The organism is Xenorhabdus innexi (assembly GCF_002632485.1).
Lineage (GTDB): Bacteria > Pseudomonadota > Gammaproteobacteria > Enterobacterales > Enterobacteriaceae > Xenorhabdus > Xenorhabdus innexi.
In genome coordinates this window covers 18681-39839 of record NZ_NIBU01000010.1, presented here as the reverse complement: position 1 = coordinate 39839, position 21159 = coordinate 18681, and the positions used below count along the sequence as shown (strand labels likewise).

Sequence of the window (21159 nt, the reverse complement as noted above, 5' to 3'; positions counted from 1 at the left end):
GTGAGCTAATATATATCAACGAATTCTGAATTCAGGTTCTAGTTTACTGACCCCTAATCCATTCATCTTCTCAACTTTTATCTGAACAGGAATGCGTTCTTTCATTGCCTCAACATGACTGATAACACCGATGGTTTTGCCTGTTGCATTAAGATGATCGAGTGCATCCAGTGCGATATCGAGCGTTTCGGAATCAAGTGTGCCAAACCCTTCATCAAGAAACAGAGATTCTATTTGGGTTTTGTTGCTCACCAGATCAGAAAGTGCCAACGCCAGTGCCAGACTGACGAGGAAGCTTTCGCCACCGGAAAGGGTTTTGGTATCACGAATAGCATCGGCTTGCCATGTATCAACAATCTGTAACTCAAGTCCTACATCATCTTTGTTTTGTCGCTTTCGTTGCAGGTAGTAACGACCATGCAATTTTTCTAACCGACTATTTGCCAGATGAACCAGATGATCCAATGTCAATCCCTGAGCAAAACGGCGGAACTTTGCCCCATCCGCCGAGCCGAGCAGGTTATTGAGATAGCTCCAGTCATCATAGTTCTGCTGTGAGAGAGCAATTTTCTCCAATAGTTCCTGTTGCTGACTCCTGCTGTTGGCATCACTGGTGAGCCGGTTTTTGACCTCTCCTTGCTGTTGATTGTTTTGTCTCAATTCATTGGCTTTATTAGTTAATAGTTCAGCTAATTGTGGTGGCTCAAACTGTTTCAGTAGTAACGGCGATTTTTCTCTGTGGCGCTGTAACAGGATTTCAGATTCGTGACACCGTGTGTTCGCTTGCAGGTTTTGTTTGGTAAGCTGTTCCTGTAGCTGTTTAAGGCTTTCCCGTTGTTCCGGTGCCAGTAAAACATTTTCAAAAGTGGCCTGATTAGAAAAACCTTGTTGTTGCAGGCCTTGCTGGAAAGAGTCAGACGTCTGTTTGTATCCGCTTTCGGCAATCTGGCAGCTTCGTTTTATTTCACCGGCTGCACCCGTTAATTGATTTACCTGATTTTGTAATTGTTGTAGATCAGCTGTCGCTTGTTTACAGGCATTATCCAGTTCGCTCGTTTTTTGCTGTAACTCCTGACGGACAGTGCTGATGGATTGTTCGCCAAATAATTGATAACGTTCTTGCTGAGTTTGCTGTAATACCTGCTTCTGCTGTTGTTGTTGTTCACTCAGTATTTGTTGCTTATTGATTACTCTGCTTTTTTGTTTTTCCAATTCAGTCAGTTTGCTTTGTAGAGCAGCCTGATCCCGCTGTAATTGCTGCCATTTTTCTCGGGAGCTACGGTAGTTTTCCAATTCAATTTCACGTTGTTGCAGCCAGCTCTTCACTTCATGCGGTTCTGGCAGGGTAAATGGCGTATCATGTAAGGTATTGATTAATTGATCTATTGTTGTGGCAGATTCTGCCTCTGCCTGATGGAGTTCAGCAGTATTTTCTGTGAGCTGCTTCTGATAAGAGTCTTGTCTGACTTTTTCCAATGCAGTTTGTTGCTCATATGATTTGTACTGTTCACGGTTAGTCGAAAGTGCTTTTTCCGCAATCTGACACTGCTTTTCAGCCTGCGTCAGAGCATCATATTGTTTTTGGGATTGGGTGTAGGCTGACTGGCGCAGCATAATAAAATGCCTGACGGGTTCTGCTTCCATTGGTAATTCGGAAACTTGTAGTTGCTGGCAGTGGTATTGCCAGTGTTTAGTTATTTCAGCCAGTTGAGATGTGAGATGTTCTATAGATTGCTGTAGTTGTTCACTCTGCTGTTGCTGAAACTGCTGTTTTTGCTGTAAAGCAGAACGCTCTCCCTGTAGCTGTTCTATTTTCTGGCTAAGAGTTTTCAGGCGTTCTTCTGATTCTGGCAGGGTGATATTTTGGTATTCACTAATCAAAGGGTGGTCAGTCGCTCCACACAGTGGGCAGGCTTCTCCCGCTTTTAGCTGATTACGTTCCTGTTCCAGACTGATGATACGTTGTTCCAGACGAATGCGTGCGGCTAAATCCTCATGGTGCTGCTGTGTTTCTGTCAGTTGTAGTTCAAGAGTGTTTAATTGAGTTGGTAAAGGTTTGAGTAATGCTTGAGTTTGTGTAAATTGGGCTTGATTGGCTGATATCGTTACCTGTAATTGCTCAATTTGAGGCAGAAAAATTTCCAGTTGGTTTTGTGAACTGAGCTGCGACTGGTAATCCGATAACTGTTTTTGTAATTGTTCTAATGGATGTTCGGTTTGTAAACCAGCCAGTTTTTTTTCTGCCAGTTCAAATGCATCCTGTAATGGCTGGCATTGTGCAGCCTGCTCTTTCAGCAATGTATTTAAGCTATTCAGATTTTCGGCTATTCGGGTAAGCTCAGTCGCCATTTGTTGTTGTTTTTGTTTGAGCTTAGCTATTTGCTCCAGTTTTTCCTGCTGACGGGAAAAGAGCCGTTGCCATTCAGACAACTGTTTATCGAGGTTGCGTAAATGAGGATGCTCTTCATCGTATGTCTCCAGCCTTTTTTGTTCTTTACTCTGTGCCGTATACTGGTTTTCAGTCAGTTGATGTTGGGATGATATTTCCGCAAGCTCTCGATTCAGTACATTGGCTTCTTTTTCCAGCGTGAGCAAATCTTTAGACAGCATCTCAATCTTATGATCAAGCGGTATAACCTGCTCTGAAATCAATTTTTCCTGTTGTATATGATGTTGTTGATATTCTTTTTGAATTTTTTCCAAATTAAGCTGTTTTTGTTGAGCGGGTTGCAGCAAAGTAATTTGTTGTTGTAGCTCAAGTTCTATTTTTTTGTTTTGTTCATCAAGACGCTGTTTTTCAGTTAAAGCCCGATTATATGCATCCCACAACGGACGAATTTTTTCAGCGGGTTCACTGGCAGCCAATTGTTGTAACAGGGAAGAAGCATCCTGTATTGCCTGTTCAGACTGTTGCAGTGATAACTTATGGTTTGTTAGGGACTGTTCGAGTTCATGCTGCCGTATAAGCCATTGTTCAGCGGCCTGTAAGTCTTTTAGCTGTCGGCTGAGCTGAATTTCTGCGGCAATTAGCTGTTGCTGGTGATTCTGATACTCTTCAAGTTGTGCTGGCGTTAATAATTCAATTGAAGATGCTTTAGCCTGTTGGATATTCAAATCGGATTGGGCTTCTTTATGGCGCTGATAAATTTCCTGTGACAGAATGCCATAAATTTCCGTACCGGTAAGTTCTTCCAATAAATCAGCCCGATCTTTGTCATCGGCATTTAAGAATGCGGCAAAATCCCCTTGTGACAGGAGTATGGATTTGGTAAACCGTTTAAAATCAAGGCCGGTTATTTCAGCGATTTTCTCTTTTTTATCAGGAATTTTGTCAGCCAGAATTTTGCCTGTTTTTTTATCCGCTAATTCTCCTTTCGGCGGCTGGAGTTTACCCTCAGCCTGATTTCGAGCGCGGCGCTGACTCCAGAATGCGCGATAGGCAACGCCTTTTACTTCAAATTCGACTTCTGACAGACACTCGGCAGTATGACGGGTCATTAATTCATTTTGATTGGCTGAAATAGTGCTGAGCCGAGGGGTTTCGTGATATAGAGCAAGGCAGATGGCATCCAACAGTGTAGTTTTCCCCGCTCCGGTTGGGCCGGTAATGGCAAATAACCCATTGCTTGCAAAAGGCTCTACTGTGAAATCAATTTTCCATTCCCCCTGAAGGGAATTAATATTTTTCAACCGTAAACTAAGAATTTTCATGCTGCATCCTGACCGTTATTTCTGCGTGTATTGCTGGGTAATTTCATCCAGTGTCTGTTTGAACAGGGTTGTCAGCCGCTGTTTTTGTGACTGATCGTCAATTTCAGCCATCGCCAGCCGCCGTTCGAAGACTTCGGACACACTCAATTCAGTCAGCGTTTCTTTATTTTTCTCTGACAATGAGATTTGCCGGGCAGTTTTACTACGTCGTAACAGGATAATTTCGACAGGTAAATCTGCGGCCATCGTTTGAATACGCTTCTGGATATCATGCAGGTAATCTTGAGTTGCGACTTCAATATCCAGCCAGACAGGCCGTTCTCCCTGATATTTACTGAGGGTTTGTAACTGTTCTTCTATTTGTTGCAGATTACCCCGAACGAGCTGCATGGGCTGATAATTAGGAACAGGTAACAGGGTGACGCTATTGAATTTATCTTGCTTAAAATCCGCCAGACAGACGCTTTTCTCTTGCCCCACTTCATCAAAACTCAAAGGAATAGGAGAACCACTATAACGGATATGCTCAGTTTTATTGACTGATTGCGGACGATGAATATGCCCCAGAGCAATATAGTCAGCGGGGGGGAATGCTTGCGCCGGAAAAGCATCTAATGTGCCAATATAAATATCCCGGACTGAATCAGTCGTGGATGCGCCTACTGTGGTTAAATGCCCGGTTGCAATAATGGGTAGGAGTTGACCGAGTTGCTCCCGTAAATTACACGCCTGTTGATAGAGATGATGGTAGTGTTCAGCGATGGCATCCTGTAAAGCCTGTTGCTTCTGTATGGCTGACTGGCCTGCTTTGCTGAACATGACATCCCGCGGACGTAGATAAGGAATGGCGCACAGAATGGCTCCCGCCTGACCATTTTTTTTATTCAACACTTTAATTTGTTGCTGGATATCTGTTTCGGCACAGGCAATAACAGTGGTATTCAGGTAAGAGAACAGGGTTTTGGATTCGTTGAGTGTTGCAACGGAGTCGTGGTTTCCGCCAAGAATGACAAGCTGGCAGCCAGTGGCCTGTAAGTCTACCACAAATCTGTTGTACAGCTCTCGGGCATAGCTCGGCGGAGAACCTGTATCGAAAATATCTCCGGCAATAATCAGGGCGTCGACCTGATGTTCATTTATTTGCCCGATAAGCCACTGTAAGAAGTGCTGATGTTCTGCCGCACGATTTTTGGTAAAGAAATATTGCCCGAGATGCCAGTCTGATGTGTGAATAATCCGCATAATATTTTTACTCTGCTTATCTTGCCTGTTTTACTGTCTTGCCTATGTTACTTCTCAGTGCTGTTCAGATGTTAATTATAATGAGTGCCCTGCGGATGTCGTGGATAATTATAATTTCATTCAAAGATTTTCGAGTGGCTTCGCAGCCACAATGAAACAAAGTAATTGCCTGATAACTTTCCCTCAATGTTGGTTACAGTTTTATGATTAAGATTGAATCACTTTCATAAAACTGTAATAAAATTGACTCACAATAGTTCACTGTGAATTTTGCTGACACCAATCATACTGACAGGATTAACCATGGTTAGACGTATTTTGGTTGTTGAAGATGAAGCCCCGATTCGTGAAATGGTCTGTTTTGTTCTGGAGCAGAATGGGTATGAGCCTGTTGAAGCGGAAGATTATGATACTGCGGTAGGGTGCCTGTCTGAGCCTTATCCTGATTTAGTCCTGTTGGACTGGATGTTACCCGGCGGTTCAGGCATACAAATTATCAAGCAGATGAAACGCAATAATTCAACCAAAGATATTCCTGTCATGATGGTGACTGCCCGGGGGGATGAGGAAGATCGGGTGCGGGGGCTTGATGTCGGTGCTGATGATTATATTACTAAACCCTTTTCTCCTAAGGAGTTAATCGCCCGCGTTAAAGCTGTATTGCGCCGTATTTCCCCAATGGCAGCAGAAGATATTATCAATATAGAGGGGTTGATGCTGGATTCGGTATCTCACCGAGTTTCCAGCCTGGGGCAGACTGTTGATATGGGGCCAACAGAATTCAAACTTCTTCACTTTTTCATGACACATCCTGAGCGTGTTTATAGCCGCGAGCAATTGCTCAACTATGTGTGGGGAGCCAATGTTTATGTGGAGGATCGCACAGTTGATGTACATATTCGGCGCTTGCGTAAAGCTCTCGAAATGGGGGGGCACGATAAAATGGTGCAGACTGTGCGTGGTACAGGGTATCGATTTTCCACCCGCTATTAATTTTTCCGAACGATTTCTGGGCTGCCTGAATAAACTCAGTTTTGGGAAGCCAGCCAGAAGATAAGCAACTTGAAAGATGACCAATATATACTGGAGAGAGTTAAGTGCTTGAGAGATTATCTTGGAAAAAGTTAGTACTGGGGCTGTTTTTTTTCTGTCTCCCTGCGGTTATTTTGTCTTTCTTTATCGGTTATCTGGCTTGGCTGTTGGTTATTGCACTATTTTTGGCATTAGTATGGCATGGTTATAATTTGCTGAAATTATCTGACTGGCTGTGGCTTGATCGCAGTATGTTGCCTCCGGCAGGCAGGGGAGGGTGGGAACCTGTTTTCTACGGGATTTACCAGTTACAGCAACGCAATCGTAAGCGGCGCAGAGAGCTGGCAATATTGATCAAACGGTTTCGTAGTGGTGCTGAGTCATTACCGGACGCATTGGTAATGATGACACAGGAAGGGAATATTTTTTGGTGTAACCGTTTGGCTCAACATTTATTAGGCGTTCGCTGGCCTGAGGATAATAGACAGTCTATTTTCAATCTTCTTCGTTACCCTGATTTCAGTCGCTATATGATTGCGGGTGATTTTACCTCTCCTCTCTCTCTCGAATTAAATAATGGCCGTATAGTGGAATTTCAGTTAATGCCTTATTCAGAAAGCCAATTACTGATGATTGCCCGTGACATTACGCAAAAAAGGCGACTGGAAAATTCCCGTCGTGATTTTTTCGCGAATGCCAGTCATGAGCTGAAAACACCGTTAACAGTATTGCAGGGTTATCTGGAAATGATGCAGGATCAGGAACTCAGCGGGAAAGCAAATCAGAAAGCAGTCAGTAGTATGCAGGAGCAGGTGCAAAGAATGGACTGTCTGGTCACTCAGTTATTACATCTTTCCAGAATTGAAATTGGCTCAAGGGTAGATGTGCATAATATAGTTGATGTTCCGGCTATGCTGGCTGTATTAGAACAGGAGGTGCGGACATTGACAGATAAACAGTACGATATTGTGTTTAATGTCGATGCGGCACTTCATGTGTTGGGAAATGAAGAACAACTGAGAAGCGCAATGTCGAATCTCATCCATAATGCTATCAATCATACCGAAAAAGGAACCCACATTGAGGTTAGTTGGTTGAGATCCACTCATGGTGCATTGTTCAAAGTCGAGGATAATGGCTCCGGGATCAGCCCTGAGCATTTACCGCGCCTGACAGAGCGTTTCTACCGTGTTGATCGTGCCCGCTCACGAAAAGCCGGAGGAAGTGGCTTAGGGCTGGCTATCGTGAAACATGCCTTACATCACTACAACACACATCTTGATATCACAAGTACTGTCGGGAAAGGTTCTGTATTCAGTTTCTTATTACCTCAGCAGTTCATTGCCTCTGATACAAAAACTGACTAAAGAAATCATAATGTTAAAAAAATTAATGTTAATAATACAGGCAATAAATTGATTTATTAGCCAATGTGAGCAAAAAAAGTGCAAATCATATAGGGTGTATTCAGTGATAGATGATAATAATCACTAATTTTGAAATTAGTTTAAAATATTACTCTGCTTTTCGGTTTGTTACTTGCCTTTTAACGCTATAAAAGTTTTACTTGTGGCCAGTTGTTGGCGATTCTACCTACTATTACCACCATTTAGGCATCTTACGTGTATCAGTGAATATGATGCTGTTCACTGACTGTTTAATCAGGATCTAGATTCGCCAGTGAAAATTCAAGTGCTTGCAATATCTCTTATTGTATATGCAATTCTTTTAGCAACAATAATGTAACACTCATTATGACATATCGTTTATCATCTAAGGATATTTGGGCATTAGGCTTTATGACCTTTGCTCTGTTCGTTGGTGCGGGAAATATCATTTTTCCACCTATGGTTGGCTTACAGGCGGGTGAGAATGTTTGGATCGCGGCTGCTGGCTTTTTGCTTACGGCTGTAGGCCTGCCTGTTATTACTGTTATCGCTCTGGCTAAAGTTGGTGGTGGTATTGAAGAGCTCAGTTCCCCTATCGGTAAGACAGCCGGTTTAATATTGGCAACTATCTGCTATTTGGCTGTTGGCCCGTTGTTTGCCACACCGAGAACAGCCACTGTTTCTTTTGAAGTGGGTATTGCTCCGTTAACTGGTTCGGGAGAACTCCCGCTTTTTATCTATAGTGTCATTTATTTTTTGCTGGTGGTTTTAGTTTCACTTTATCCGGGTAAATTACTGGATAGCGTCGGGCATGTGCTGGCACCAATCAAAATAGGGGCACTGGTGATTCTTGGAGGAGCTGCTGTACTATGGCCAGCGGGTCACTCTGTTCCCGCAATTCCGACTTATCAGGATATTCCGTTTTCAAATGGCTTTGTGAATGGCTACCTGACAATGGATACTCTGGCGGCGATGGTATTCGGTATTGTTATTGTCAATGCTGCACGCTCCAGAGGGGTGGAGTCTTCTTCATTATTGACGCGTTATACAATGTGGGCAGGTTTGATAGCAGGGTTTTGCCTGACTCTGGTTTACCTTTCTTTGTTCAAATTGGGAGAAGGGAGCGGCGAATTAGTACCAACCGCTGACAATGGTGCAGCAATTCTGCATGCTTATGTTCAGAATATTTTTGGTAACTATGGAAGCTTCTTCCTTGCGGTACTGATCTTTATCGCTTGTATGGTAACTGCAATAGGCTTAACTTGTGCCTGTGCAGAGTTTTTCAGCCGTTATTTGTCTCTTTCTTATCGCACTCTGGTGTTACTTTTGGGGCTTTTTTCCATGTTGGTTTCCAATCTGGGGCTGAGCCATCTGATTACGTTTTCAATTCCGGTACTTACGGCAATTTATCCTCCTTGTATCGCTCTGATTTTGCTTAGTTTTACTATTCGCTGGTGGCATAATTGTACCCGTATTCTGGCACCAGCCATGCTGGTGAGCCTGATATTCGGAATTTTAGATGCGATTAAATCATCTCATTACCTGTCCCATTTGCTGCCTGAGTGGGCAACTCATTTACCTTTGGCAGATAAGGGGCTGGCATGGTTAATACCAACTCTGCTATCTGTGGCCGCATTTGCTATTTATGATCGCATTGCGGGAGAAACGAAACTCCCAAAGCATGAAATGCAGCAAGGGCAAGGCTAATTATTATATTTTGACTCTTTTTGGGAATCAAAGAATGAAGCACCGCAGCATGAACCCATGCTGCGGTGTTCTTGTTTTGGACATTATTTTATAGAAAGAATGTTATCTTTCAGTAAATATAAAATTGAATTTCATTCATAATGCAAAAAAACTTTAATGAATTATACGCAATAAACTTGAAGATGCATGATAGGATACAATTCATATTATTGATTTTAAACTGTTAATTTAAAAATCAACCCAGCATTTTGAAGTTAGATGAGTATAAATAATCATTAGAAAGTATTTTTGCAAATTCAGATTTATCGATAAATAATAACGAAAAAATGAAAATCATATATTATGCATTCAATTATAGATAATGATAATCACCAGTTTTGAAATTTAATTAAGAATATTATTCTGCATTTTTGTTTGCTACTTGCCTTTTTGCGATATAAACGCTTTACTTACACTTATTTGTTGGCGATTCTGGTTGTTACTATAATTGTGTAGTATATGGTTATAACTGCATATAAAACACGCTATAAATTAAAGTTAACATCCGAATTCATCAATGAAAAATTCGGTGCTGATAGCAGTGACTTTATTTTTATTTGTAACTGCACTTATGGCATTTATTATTTCATATTTAATTATAAACAATAATATATTATCAATCACTATGGCACATCGTTTATCATCTAAAGATATTTTGGCATTAGGTTTTATGACCTTTGCCTTATTCGTCGGGGCGGGAAATATTATCTTTCCGCCTATGGTTGGCTTACAGGCAGGAGAGAATGTCTGGATCGCGGCTGCTGGCTTTTTGCTTACGGCTGTAGGTCTGCCTGTTATCACGGTTATTGCTCTGGCAAAAGTTGGCGGCGGCATTGAAGCGCTGAGTTCTCCTATGGGAAAAACGGCGGGTCTGATACTGGCTACTGTCTGTTATTTGGCGGTTGGCCCGCTGTTTGCCACACCGAGAACAGCAACAGTCTCTTTTGAAGTCGGTATTGCTCCGATAACAGGAGGCGGTAAACTTCCGCTTTTCATTTACAGCATCGTCTATTTTCTGTTGGTAATTCTGGTATCACTTTATCCCGGTAAGCTATTGGATAATGTGGGGCGCATTCTGGCACCTATCAAGATGCTTGCATTGGCTACTCTGGGGATTGCTGCCGTCTTGTGGCCTGCGGGTAGTCAGATTCCTACTGTTGGTAATTATCAGGAAATGCCATTCTCAAATGGTTTTGTGAATGGTTATCTGACAATGGATACTCTGGGTGCAATGGTATTCGGGATTGTCATTGTTAATACCGTGCGTTCCAGAGGCATAGAGTCACCTTCATTACTGACCCGCTATGCAATATACGCAGGCCTGATGGCCGGACTTTTCCTGACTCTGGCGTATCTCGCTTTGTTTAAATTAGGGCAAGGTAGCGGCACATTAGTCCCTGATGCAAAAAACGGTGCGGTGATCCTGCATTCTTACGTTCAGAATACTTTTGGCAACTATGGTAGTTTTCTTCTGGCAGTATTGATCTTTATGGCCTGTATGACCACTGCAATTGGCTTAACCTGTTCCTGCGCTGGGTTCTTCAGCCGTTATCTGCCATTGTCATACCGTACTCTGGTTTTGCTTTTGGCCTTTTTCTCTATGCTGGTCTCCAATCTGGGGCTGAGCCACCTGATTACATTTTCAATTCCGGTACTTACAGCAATCTATCCACCTTGTATTGTGTTGGTATTACTGAGTTTCACAAGTGGTTGGTGGAATAACTTTTCCCGGATTCTGGCTCCCGCTATGGTAGTCAGTTTGCTGTTCGGGATTCTGGATGCGGTTAAGTCTTCAGATTATCTGATTCATTTTTTACCAGAATGGGCGACGCATTTATCATTGGCAGAGCAAGGACTGGCATGGTTAATTCCAACTCTGGTGTCGGTAGTGGCATCTGCTGTTTATGATCGCATTGCACGAACAACAAAAATTTCAAAACCTGAGATTCAGCAGAAACAGATCTGATTATCTGTTCTTTATAATTATCTGAATAGCATTGAAAAAAGAGTTAAAACACAGGTTGCTCATTTAAAATGCGCAACCTGTATTTTGTCGATTACTAATTTTGGACATCTTACAAGGCATAGGGTCGAGTCTTTAAGCACTTAAAATTTTTACTCGGTGTAGTTGTTGGCTACCCTGACTGTTATTATCTCTATCCTAGAAATTTAAGTACTTGTGATGGTAACTATTACAAGTGAAATTATTTTTGAAGTAATAAGTTAACAATTATCATGACATACTGTTTATCATATAAAAATATTTGGGCAATAGGTTCTATGACCTTTACCCCATCCATCGGGGAAGAATATATCCTCTCCCCATCTATAGTTAACCAGCAGGCAGGTGAGCATGTTTGGAACGCTGATGCGGATCTTTTGCTTACTGCTGTGGGGCTGAATACATGTGCTGACACCGTATCTATTCGGGGGTTAGCATGAGTCAACAATGGACATCCCGTCTGGGACACATATTAGCAGCAACCGGATCTGCCGTTGGCATTGGTGCCATCTGGAAATTCTCTTATGTTTCAGCAACAAATGGTGGTGGTGCATTCCTGATAGTATTTTTATTATTCAGTTTTGTGATTGGATTAGCAGTCCTGCTAGCTGAAAATATACTGGGGAGCAGTACAAGTGAAGTGGCTGTTAATGCGTTTAAAAAATTAATGGGTAAACACTGGGGGTGGGTTGGCTTTATAGGCGTACTCAGCTCATGGTGTATCTATAGTTTTTACAGTGTTGTGGGTGGCTGGACCATCGGTTATACGGTGATGGCGAGTACAGGCCAGTTAAATATTACGGATACTTCCCAACTGACTTCTATTTTCACTAATTTCATCAGTAATCCATGGTGGCCGATAATTGCACATCTGGTATTTTCAGGACTAACTTGTTACGTGGTGTTGTCTGGTGTGCAAAGAGGTCTGGAAAAAGCCGCTAAGGTCATGATGCCGATGTTATTCTTGATCATGATCATGTTAATTATTGTCGGTATCCGCTTACCCGGTTCGTCAGAAGGGCTAAAATTATTCTTATACCCGGACTTTAGTAGCTTGACTGGAAAAGGTGTTTTGGATGCATTAGGGTTGGCGTTTTTTTCACTGTCTATCGGTTTGGGTATCCACATTACTTATAGTTCCTATTTACCTGATAACAAAGGTATCTGTCGTTCGAGTATCTGGGTTGTCATTCTCTCCTGTCTGGTCTGTATATTGGCTGGTCTGATGATCTTTCCTGCTTTGGCTGCTGCTGGCTTAAAACCAAATGCCGGGCCGGGGTTAACGTTTATGACAATGCCAATCTATTTTGCCAGCCTTCCCGGTGGTTCAATATTAGCCGTTACTTTCTTTTTATTGTTATTAATGGCCGCGCTGACCTCCGCAATTTCATTACTTGAACATATTGTTGCTTATGTACAGTCACGTTTTAAATGGCGGCGCCGTAAAGCAGGTTTAGCTGTTACAGCGTCGATTATGTTGATGGGTATCCCTGTTTCTTTATCTTTTGGCCCCTTAAGTCACTTAACCTTATGTGGAAAAACCATCTTCGATATGCTCGATTTTGTGACTTCCAATGTCCTGATGCCATTGTTCGGAATTATCATTTGTCTCGTATTTGGCTGGTCACAGAAGGCTAATGCTTTAATGCCAGAAAACATGCCATTGCGGAGCCGTCAGTGCTTAATGTTTATATGGAGATATGTCGGGCCGTTATGTATCGGCGTAATTTTGGTACACGGGCTTATTTGATTGCCTGACTCGCAGGTTATCTGAATGGCTTTAATAAGGGTGGGCATCTGAATGCTCACCCTTATTTTTTAAGCGGAGTTACTCTAAACTGATAGACCTTTTAATAACCAATAGCTGCTCCGGCCGGTCGCCGTACATCATTGGCACCATAGATATACCCTTCGCGAACCTTGCCTGAAACAGCAGAGTCATTGCCTGATGAATTGACCGGAGAAACTCCCGCAGCTCCCGGCAAACCTATCATGATTAATTCTGTTGCACCCCACGGAGTCTGTTCTACCATTTTGTAGCCCATTTTTTCCAGCAGATTTAAGGTGTCTTTCGAAAGGCCACGTTGCTCATAATAGACTTCATCCGGCAGCCATTGATGGTGAATGCGTGGGCTGTTCACTGCTTCTTGTGGTGGCATATCAAAGTCAATGATATTCAGTGCAGCCTGTAAGGTAATGGAGATAATTCTTGAACCACCGGGAGAACCTAAGACCAGAAAAATTTTATTGTCTTTAGTCACTAATGTCGGGCTCATTGATGATAGTGGGCGCTTACCGGGGGCAATGGAGTTAGTTGCTCCCTGAACCAGACCATACATGTTCTTTTCTCCGACCTTGGTGGTGAAATCATCCATTTCATCATTAAGGAAGAAACCCGTTCCCGGAGCAATAACGACTGCGCCAAAGCGTCCGTTGATGGTATATGTTGTCGATACCGCGTTGCCATCTTTATCAACTACAGAATAATGCGTTGTTTCCGGTTTTTCATGTGGGCCAATACCCGGCTGAACCTGTGTTGACGGTGTTGCTTTGTTCGGCTGGATCTCTTTACGGATGGATTCTGCATAACTTTTGCTTAGAAGGCGGTCAAGCGGGTTTTTAATAAATGCAGGATCTCCGAGATAAGTGTTTCTGTCGATATATGCGTGACGCATGGCTTCCGTCAACGTATGAATATAAGCAGCAGAGTTGAAGCCCATAGATTTGAGGTCATAGCCTTCGACGATATTCAATATTTCGCACAAGGTAGCGCCACCAGAGCTGGGAGGTGGTGCTGAGATGAATTTATATCCGCGATAGCTACAGGTAACAGGCGTAGTTTCGGTAATAGTATAATTGGCAAAATCAGCAGCTGTGATGATCCCGCCTGATTTCTTTGAGGTTTCTTCAATGATTTGAGGAATTTTTCCGTGGTAGAAAATATCTGGCCCTTGTTTGGCAATCATCTCCAGTGTATTGGCTAAATCAGTCTGTACGAGCCTGTCACCAGGCTGGAATGGAGTGCCATCTTTACGCAGGAAGATACGGGCTGCTTCCGGGTCCTGAGCAAAACGTTTGACGGTGGTATCCATAATATCGGTATCACCACGGGTCAGAACATACCCTTCCCTAGCCAGTTTAATGGCTGGAGCCATGACCTGCTCACGGGTGAATGTGCCGTATTTTTGCAGCGCGGTATCCAGCCCCATGACTGTTCCCGGCACACCAATGGCTTTGTAACCATACAGGCTGGCACCTTTGATAACATTGCCGTCTTTGTCCAGATACATATCGGCACTGGCAGCCGCTGGGGCTGTCTCACGGAAATTAATAAATTTATCTGTACCATCTGCCAGATGTATGGTCATAAAACCACCGCCGCCGATATTACCGCAGCAGGGGTTAACAACCGCTTCTGCATAGCCTACAGCAACAGCGGCATCAATAGCATTACCCCCCATTTTGAGAATATCAATACCAGCCTGTGATGCCAGATGTTGTGCACTGACTACCATGCCTTGCTTGGCTTCAACTGCAAGTTCGGTAGCTGCGTAAAGAGAGGATGAAACGAATAGTGAGGCGACGATGAACGGAATTTTCCATGTTTTGGACATATTTCACTCCTGACTTTTGGGCTAAGGTAAGACCCGAAAGGTTATAAGGTTATGTTAATTATTTGTGACATAACATTATCGGAAGCTCAGGATTTTTGAAAGATGATTTTCCGTGTACCAGTCAATAATTCGGAATATTTAATAAATAATTTTCAATTATAGAAAAAACAAAAACCAGCCGGCAATGCGGCTGGCTTATGGAATCCATTAATAATGTGGTGCTATTAACGGATTGAGTACTGACGAAGATTACAGTTTGTCAGCATTTTTAGTCAGGTATTTTGCTACGCCTTCAGGGGAAGCGCCCATACCTTCCTGGCCTTTTGCCCACTGTGCAGGGCAGACTTCGCCGTGTTCTTCGTGGAATTGCAGCGCATCAACCATACGCAGCATTTCGTCAATATTACGACCCAGTGGCAGATCGTTAACAACCTGATGACGGACAACACCGTTTTTATCGATCAGGAAAGAACCGCGCAGAGCAACACCCGCTTCTGGGTGCTCGATGCCGTATGCTTTCATGATGTCACGTTTGATGTCAGCAACCATTGGGTATTTAACTTCGCCGATGCCACCTTCGCTGATTGGAGTTTTGCGCCATGCGTTGTGAACGAACTCAGAGTCGAAGGAAATGCCAACAACTTCAAAACCACGTTTTTGGAATTCTTCATAACGATGATCGAAAGCAATCAGCTCAGAAGGACAAACGAAAGTGAAGTCCATTGGCCAGAAGAAAATCACGGCTGGACGACCATTCAGGTGTTTTTTCAGGTTGAAGTTATTAACGATTTCGCCGTTACCGAGAACCGCAGCAGCGGTAAAGTCAGGGGCTTGGCGGGTTACTAAAACCATAATTGACTCCTAAAAATTCTGTAGGTGTTTGTGGAAACGGATTACAGCATAAGGAATTAAGTTATAGCAATAAAGGATAAATTACCAATTGATATAATAGGTTTTACCTATCAATAATCTATTTTTAATTCCTTTTAGCCTACCATAAGATAAAGCTATTTGGGAAAAGTGCAAGGTTCTGGCGAAATTTCCTGTTCGGGCAGGCTGTAGCGCGTCACAAGATCCATCATCTGAGGGTAAAACTGCCAGAATAATACTTCAAAATCAGAATAATGCTCTTCGATATCTTGATATGACCCTGCCAGTGCCGATAATTTGGGGCGTCTGCGGGACATACTCTGTAGCACATTGGCAATACATGTCAGGTCAGCGTAACGGATAAGCAGATTTTGTGACCAAAGGTACTGATTCAGTTCCTGAAATTTTTCTGGCGTAAAACTGAGATGAGGTTCTATCTGGCTGCGCGCCAGTTGAACAAATTCAGGCAAGGAATAATTTTTTTCGAGCTTGCTCCAGTGCCGGGAAAGAAAGTGATCCCAGATGATATCAAGAGTGATAGGGGCTACGCGCCGATATTCGCTACGAAACAGAGTCCGGGCTTCAATGACCAGCGGGTGGCTGTCTGTCAGGCTGTCTATTCTGCGATGAAGACGAATGCCTGAGACAATATCAGGAGCGAACCGACCTTCTGGGGTGCCACGGACAAAATCCGCCATTAAATTACCCAGCAGAGAGCTTTCAGATAATGTAGCTAAATGGAGGTGTGCGAGAAAATTCATGGTGAGAGTATAACGCAAATAGTTAAACTAATATGCTTCTTTCTTGCACCCTTGCTTGTGCAGCACTAGACTAGTCCGCCTGTTTTTTTGAATGATACAGATAAAATGCGTGTCGCTGATTTTACATTTGAACTGCCAGAAGAGTTAATAGCTCACTATCCCCAACCACAACGCAGTGGCTGCCGCTTGCTCTCTCTTGATGGGGAAACGGGAGAGCTGACTCATGGTATTTTTACTGATGTGCTGAATAAACTGGAAGCAGGTGATCTGCTGGTTTTCAATAACACCCGGGTTATTCCTGCCCGCCTGTTTGGTCGTAAGGCGACAGGTGGCAAATTAGAAGTTTTAGTCGAAAGAATGCTGGACGATAAGCGAGTACTCGCTCACGTTCGAGCATCTAAAGCCCCAAAAGAAGGCGCAGAACTACTTCTTGGTGAGGATAAAGCATCCGGCGATATTAAAGTCGTTAAGGCGACCATGCTGGCACGCCACGAGGCTTTATTTGAAATTCGCTTTGATGATGAACGTGATGTATTGACCGTTCTGAATGAAATAGGTCATATGCCATTGCCTCCTTATATTGCCCGTCCTGATGAAGAGTCAGATAAGGAACTATATCAGACGGTATACAATGAGCGTCCGGGCGCTGTTGCTGCACCAACTGCCGGGTTGCACTTTGATGAGCCACTTTTAGCTGCCTTACGTGAAAAAGGTGTTGAAATGGCTTTTGTTACTCTGCATGTCGGAGCGGGAACTTTTCAGCCAGTGCGTGTAGAGACTATCGAAGACCATGTGATGCACGCTGAATATGCAGAAGTACCGCAGGATGTTGTTGATGCGGTACTGGCCTGTAAAGCCCGTGGCAATAAAGTTGTGGCTGTGGGAACAACATCAGTCCGCTCACTGGAGAGTGCAGCCCGGGCTTGTCAGAATGGGCTTATTGCTCCGTTTTTTGATGATACCCAAATTTTTATCTATCCGGGATTTGAATATCAGGTTGTTGACACCCTGATTACCAATTTCCACCTGCCGGAATCAACATTAATCATGCTGGTTTCTGCATTTGCGGGTTATAAAAATACCATGAGGGCTTATAAAGAAGCAGTAACCGAAAAGTATCGCTTCTTTAGTTATGGTGATGCGATGTTTATTAACCGCAACTCCATGGCAGCAAAAGAGATGGTAGCCGAAGAAAAAATAGCGTAATTCCAGCTCCGCTGGTTTGAACGATTTTTAAACATCACATCAGACTGTTTTTCTGATGTCTGGAGGTTAAGTGAAATTTGAGTTACAAAAGACGGATGGGCATGCCCGCCGTGGTCGTCTGATTTTTGATCGTGGTATCGTGGAAACTCCGGCTTTTATGCCTGTAGGAACTTACGGCACAGTCAAAGGAATGACACCGGAAGAAGTTAAAGATACAGGTGCACAAATCCTGTTGGGAAATACTTTCCATCTCTGGCTGCGTCCGGGTCAGGAAATCATGAAACTGCATGGTGATCTGCATGATTTTATGCAATGGCATGGGCCAATCCTGACTGACTCAGGCGGTTTTCAGGTCTTCAGCCTTGGTGCAATGCGTAAAATCAAGGAAGAAGGTGTTCATTTCCGCAACCCTATCAACGGAACGCCAGTTTTCCTCAGCCCGGAAAAATCAATGGAAATCCAGCATGATCTGGGTTCCGATATTGTCATGATTTTTGATGAATGCACGCCATATCCTGCGGATTGGGATTATGCCAAACGCTCTATGGAGATGTCACTGCGATGGGCAGCACGCAGCCGTCAGCGTTTTGATGAGCTGGGTAATAAAAATGCGCTGTTTGGTATCATTCAGGGGAGTGTTTACGAAGATCTGCGTGATGTCTCTGTCAAAGGGCTGGTGGAAATCGGTTTTGACGGTTATGCAGTGGGTGGTCTGGCTGTAGGTGAACCAAAAGAAGACATGCATCGCATTTTGGAACATGTTTGCCCGCAAATTCCGCAGGATAAGCCACGCTATTTAATGGGAGTGGGTAAGCCGGAGGATTTGGTCGAAGGTGTTCGTCGCGGTGTTGATATGTTTGACTGCGTAATGCCGACCCGTAATGCCAGAAATGGCCATCTTTTTGTAACTGAAGGTGTGATCAAGATCCGCAATGCGAAACATAAAGAAGATACATCGCCATTAGATGAACATTGTGACTGCTATACTTGCCGGAATTATAGCCGCGCATATCTGCATCACCTTGATCGCTGTAACGAAATTCTCGGTGCAAGGCTGAATACGATACATAATTTAAGGTATTATCAACGCCTGATGGCCGGAATTCGCAAAGCCATTGAAGAAGACAGGCTGGAACAGTTTGTTGAAGAGTTCTATCAGCAGATCGGTAAACCCGTTCCACCGTTAAATGTATAATTTGGCGTGACTAACCAGCCTCAATGTGTGTAGCATATTGGGTTGGTTTTTGATCGAGCCACTGTCGATTTTCGATAACAATTTTTTCGATAACCATTTTTTGTAAGCTGTTTGTCTGTAAACTGTTTTTTCGCAAAATAAGTGTTTTCGATAACAATGAGGGATATTTGATGAGTTTTTTTATTTCTGAAGCTGCGGCAGCTGCTGGCGCACCAGCGCAATCTCAGGGAAACCCATATTCTCTGATTATCATGCTGGTTGTCTTCGGTTTGATTTTCTATTTCATGATCCTGCGTCCACAACAAAAACGCACCAAAGAACATAAAAAACTGATGGATTCCATCTCCAAAGGAGATGAAGTGCTGACTTCTGGTGGTTTAGTTGGTCGTGTCTCTAAAGTGTCTGAAACGGGTTACGTTGTGGTTGCCCTGAATGACACCACAGAAATAACTGTCAAACGTGATTTCGTCGCTGCCATTTTGCCTAAAGGTACGATGAAAGCTATTTAATTTTCCGATTTTCCCGAAGGGAACTGCCGTGTTGAACCGTTATCCTTTGTGGAAGTATCTGATGCTGATCGCTGCGATCCTCATCGGTCTGCTTTATGCACTTCCCAACCTATATGGTGAGGATCCGGCTGTACAAATCACTGGCGTGCGAGGTATCGCCGCCAGTGAAAAAACGCTGGACCAAGTCCGTAATGTTTTAGATAAAGACCATATTCAGAGCAAGTCTATTGCGCTGGAAAATGGCGCAATTCTTGCTCGTTTTAATAGTACTGATGTTCAGCTCCGTGCCCGTGAAGCGCTGGTTTCTGCTTTGGGCGAACAATATGTCGTGGCCTTAAACCTCGCGCCTGCGACACCTGTCTGGTTAAGTAAAGTCGGTGCAGAGCCGATGAAGCTGGGGCTGGATTTGCGTGGTGGGGTTCACTTCCTGATGGAAGTTGATATGGACACCGCTCTGAGCAAACTTCAGGAACAGAATATCGATAGCCTGCGTTCTGAACTGCGTGAACAGGGTATTGCTTATACCACTATCCGCAAGGCAGAAAATTACGGTGTAGAAATTCGTTTCCGTGATAATGATGCCCGTTCTAAAGCCGAAGACTATCTCGAACCCCGTCACCGTGACCTTGTATTCTCTACAGGCAGTAACAGTACGCTGAAAGCGGTTATGAGTGATGAGCGCCTGCGTGAAGCACGTTCTTATGCTGTTCAGCAGAACATCACAATCCTGCGTAACCGTGTTAACCAGTTAGGTGTTGCTGAGCCTCTGGTACAACGTCAGGGTTCGGATCGTATTGTTGTCGAACTGCCGGGTATTCAGGACACCGCTCGTGCGAAAGAAATCCTTGGTGCAACTGCAACACTGGAATTCCGTCTGGTGAATACCAACGTTGACCAGAGTGCCATTGTCTCGGGTCGTATTCCGGGTGATTCCGAACTGAAATATACCCGTGATGGTAATCCGGTTGTGCTGTATAAGCGCGTGATCCTGACTGGCGACCATATTACTGACTCCACATCAAGCACTGACGAGAACGGCTATCCGCAGGTCAATATCTCACTGGATAGTGCTGGTGGTAACGCGATGTCTAACTTCACCAAAGATAACTTACAGAAGCCTATGGCTACACTGTTTGTGGAGTATAAAGACAGCGGTAAGAAAGATGCTAACGGCCGTGCGATTCTGGCTAAGCAGGAAGAAGTTATCAACGTTGCGACCATTCAGTCCCGTTTGGGTAATAACTTCCGTATTACAGGGATCAGTAACCCGAATGAAGCCCGTCAGCTCTCATTGCTGTTACGTGCAGGTGCTCTGATTGCACCAATTCAGATTGTTGAAGAGCGTACAATCGGGCCAACTCTGGGTTTACAGAACATCGAGCAGGGGCTTGAAGCCTGCCTGTGGGGGTTAATTTCCTCTGTACTGTTTATGGTGGTTTACTATCGTAAATTCGGCCTGATTGCGAGTAGCGCACTGTTGGCAAACTTGGTACTGGTTGTCGGTATTATGTCTCTGTTGCCGGGAGCGACATTAACGATGCCGGGTATTGCGGGTATCGTACTGACTCTGGCCGTTGCCGTCGATGCGAACGTTTTGATAAACGAGCGAATTAAAGAAGAGCTGCGCAACGGGCGTTCCGTACAGCAGGCGATACATGAGGGTTATAAGGGGGCGTTTTCCAGTATTATTGACGCAAACCTGACAACACTGATTACCGCTGTGATCTTGTATGCTGTAGGAACCGGCTCCATCAAGGGCTTTGCAATCACAACCAGTATCGGTGTCGCGACGTCAATGTTCACTGCCATTGTAGGAACACGTGCAATCGTGAATCTGCTGTATGGTGGTAAGCGCATCAATAAGTTGTCAATTTAAGGAGCAC

Annotated in this window: 15 protein-coding genes; 10 read left to right on the top strand and 5 right to left on the bottom strand. The window is 43.8% G+C overall.

The genetic code is table 11. The annotated features are described in order from the left end of the window. Positions 1 to 15: 15 nt before the first annotated feature. A complete protein-coding gene (locus Xinn_RS06100; RefSeq protein WP_086954197.1) occupies positions 16 to 3711 on the bottom strand; it encodes an AAA family ATPase in 3696 nt (1231 codons plus the stop codon). A gap of 15 nt (positions 3712 to 3726) precedes the next feature. Continuing rightward, positions 3727 to 4953 (bottom strand): exonuclease subunit SbcD, encoded by a 1227-nt coding sequence (gene sbcD / locus Xinn_RS06095; protein ID WP_086954196.1) that lies wholly within the window; start codon positions 4951 to 4953, stop codon positions 3727 to 3729. Positions 4954 to 5256: 303 nt separating this feature from the next. Here sbcD and phoB point away from each other — a divergent pair, with 303 nt between their 5' ends. The 6 genes from phoB (at position 5257) to Xinn_RS06060 (ending at position 12871) form a co-directional block, all read left to right on the top strand. Continuing rightward, positions 5257 to 5946 carry a phosphate regulon transcriptional regulator PhoB gene (phoB, locus tag Xinn_RS06090; protein ID WP_086954195.1) on the top strand — a complete coding sequence of 230 codons (690 nt, stop codon included), beginning with the start codon at positions 5257 to 5259 and terminating at the stop codon, positions 5944 to 5946. A gap of 104 nt (positions 5947 to 6050) precedes the next feature. Continuing rightward, positions 6051 to 7352: a phosphate regulon sensor histidine kinase PhoR gene (phoR, locus tag Xinn_RS06085; RefSeq protein WP_086954194.1), complete on the top strand. Its 1302-nt coding sequence runs from the start codon at positions 6051 to 6053 to the stop codon at positions 7350 to 7352. 387 nt (positions 7353 to 7739) lie between these two features. Further along, complete coding sequence (brnQ, locus tag Xinn_RS06075; protein WP_086954193.1) at positions 7740 to 9080, top strand: branched-chain amino acid transport system II carrier protein; 1341 nt, start codon at positions 7740 to 7742, stop codon at positions 9078 to 9080. Between the two features lie 664 nt (positions 9081 to 9744). Beyond that, on the top strand, positions 9745 to 11085 hold the full coding sequence (brnQ, locus tag Xinn_RS06070) for a branched-chain amino acid transport system II carrier protein (protein WP_086956494.1): 1341 nt from the start codon (positions 9745 to 9747) through the stop codon (positions 11083 to 11085). A 269-nt stretch (positions 11086 to 11354) separates the two neighbouring features. Next, positions 11355 to 11561, top strand: coding sequence for a branched-chain amino acid transport system II carrier protein (locus Xinn_RS21925; protein WP_086954192.1), 207 nt, complete (start codon positions 11355 to 11357; stop codon positions 11559 to 11561). Continuing rightward, a complete protein-coding gene (locus Xinn_RS06060) occupies positions 11558 to 12871 on the top strand; it encodes a sodium-dependent transporter (RefSeq protein ID WP_086954191.1) in 1314 nt (437 codons plus the stop codon). The genes Xinn_RS21925 and Xinn_RS06060 overlap by 4 nt, the downstream gene beginning before the upstream one ends. 100 nt (positions 12872 to 12971) lie before the next feature. Here the strand turns inward: Xinn_RS06060 and ggt are convergent, their stop codons facing one another. The 3 genes from ggt to Xinn_RS06045 form a co-directional block, all read right to left on the bottom strand. Then, positions 12972 to 14735, bottom strand: a complete 1764-nt coding sequence (gene ggt, locus Xinn_RS06055) for a gamma-glutamyltransferase (protein WP_086954190.1) — start codon at positions 14733 to 14735, stop codon at positions 12972 to 12974. A 249-nt stretch (positions 14736 to 14984) separates the two neighbouring features. Then, positions 14985 to 15587 (bottom strand): peroxiredoxin C, encoded by a 603-nt coding sequence (locus Xinn_RS06050; protein WP_086954189.1) that lies wholly within the window; start codon positions 15585 to 15587, stop codon positions 14985 to 14987. A gap of 155 nt (positions 15588 to 15742) precedes the next feature. Next, positions 15743 to 16366: an acyl carrier protein phosphodiesterase gene (locus Xinn_RS06045; protein ID WP_086954188.1), complete on the bottom strand. Its 624-nt coding sequence runs from the start codon at positions 16364 to 16366 to the stop codon at positions 15743 to 15745. A gap of 105 nt (positions 16367 to 16471) precedes the next feature. Here Xinn_RS06045 and queA point away from each other — a divergent pair, with 105 nt between their 5' ends. The 4 genes from queA (at position 16472) to secD (ending at position 21152) form a co-directional block, all read left to right on the top strand. Next, positions 16472 to 17572, top strand: coding sequence for a tRNA preQ1(34) S-adenosylmethionine ribosyltransferase-isomerase QueA (gene queA, locus Xinn_RS06040; RefSeq protein WP_086954187.1), 1101 nt, complete (start codon positions 16472 to 16474; stop codon positions 17570 to 17572). A gap of 70 nt (positions 17573 to 17642) precedes the next feature. Beyond that, positions 17643 to 18767 (top strand): tRNA guanosine(34) transglycosylase Tgt, encoded by a 1125-nt coding sequence (gene tgt / locus Xinn_RS06035; RefSeq protein ID WP_086954186.1) that lies wholly within the window; start codon positions 17643 to 17645, stop codon positions 18765 to 18767. 170 nt (positions 18768 to 18937) lie between these two features. After that, positions 18938 to 19276, top strand: a complete 339-nt coding sequence (gene yajC / locus Xinn_RS06030; RefSeq protein ID WP_086954185.1) for a preprotein translocase subunit YajC — start codon at positions 18938 to 18940, stop codon at positions 19274 to 19276. A 28-nt stretch (positions 19277 to 19304) separates the two neighbouring features. After that, positions 19305 to 21152 (top strand): protein translocase subunit SecD, encoded by a 1848-nt coding sequence (secD, locus tag Xinn_RS06025; protein WP_086954184.1) that lies wholly within the window; start codon positions 19305 to 19307, stop codon positions 21150 to 21152. Positions 21153 to 21159 lie beyond the last annotated feature (7 nt).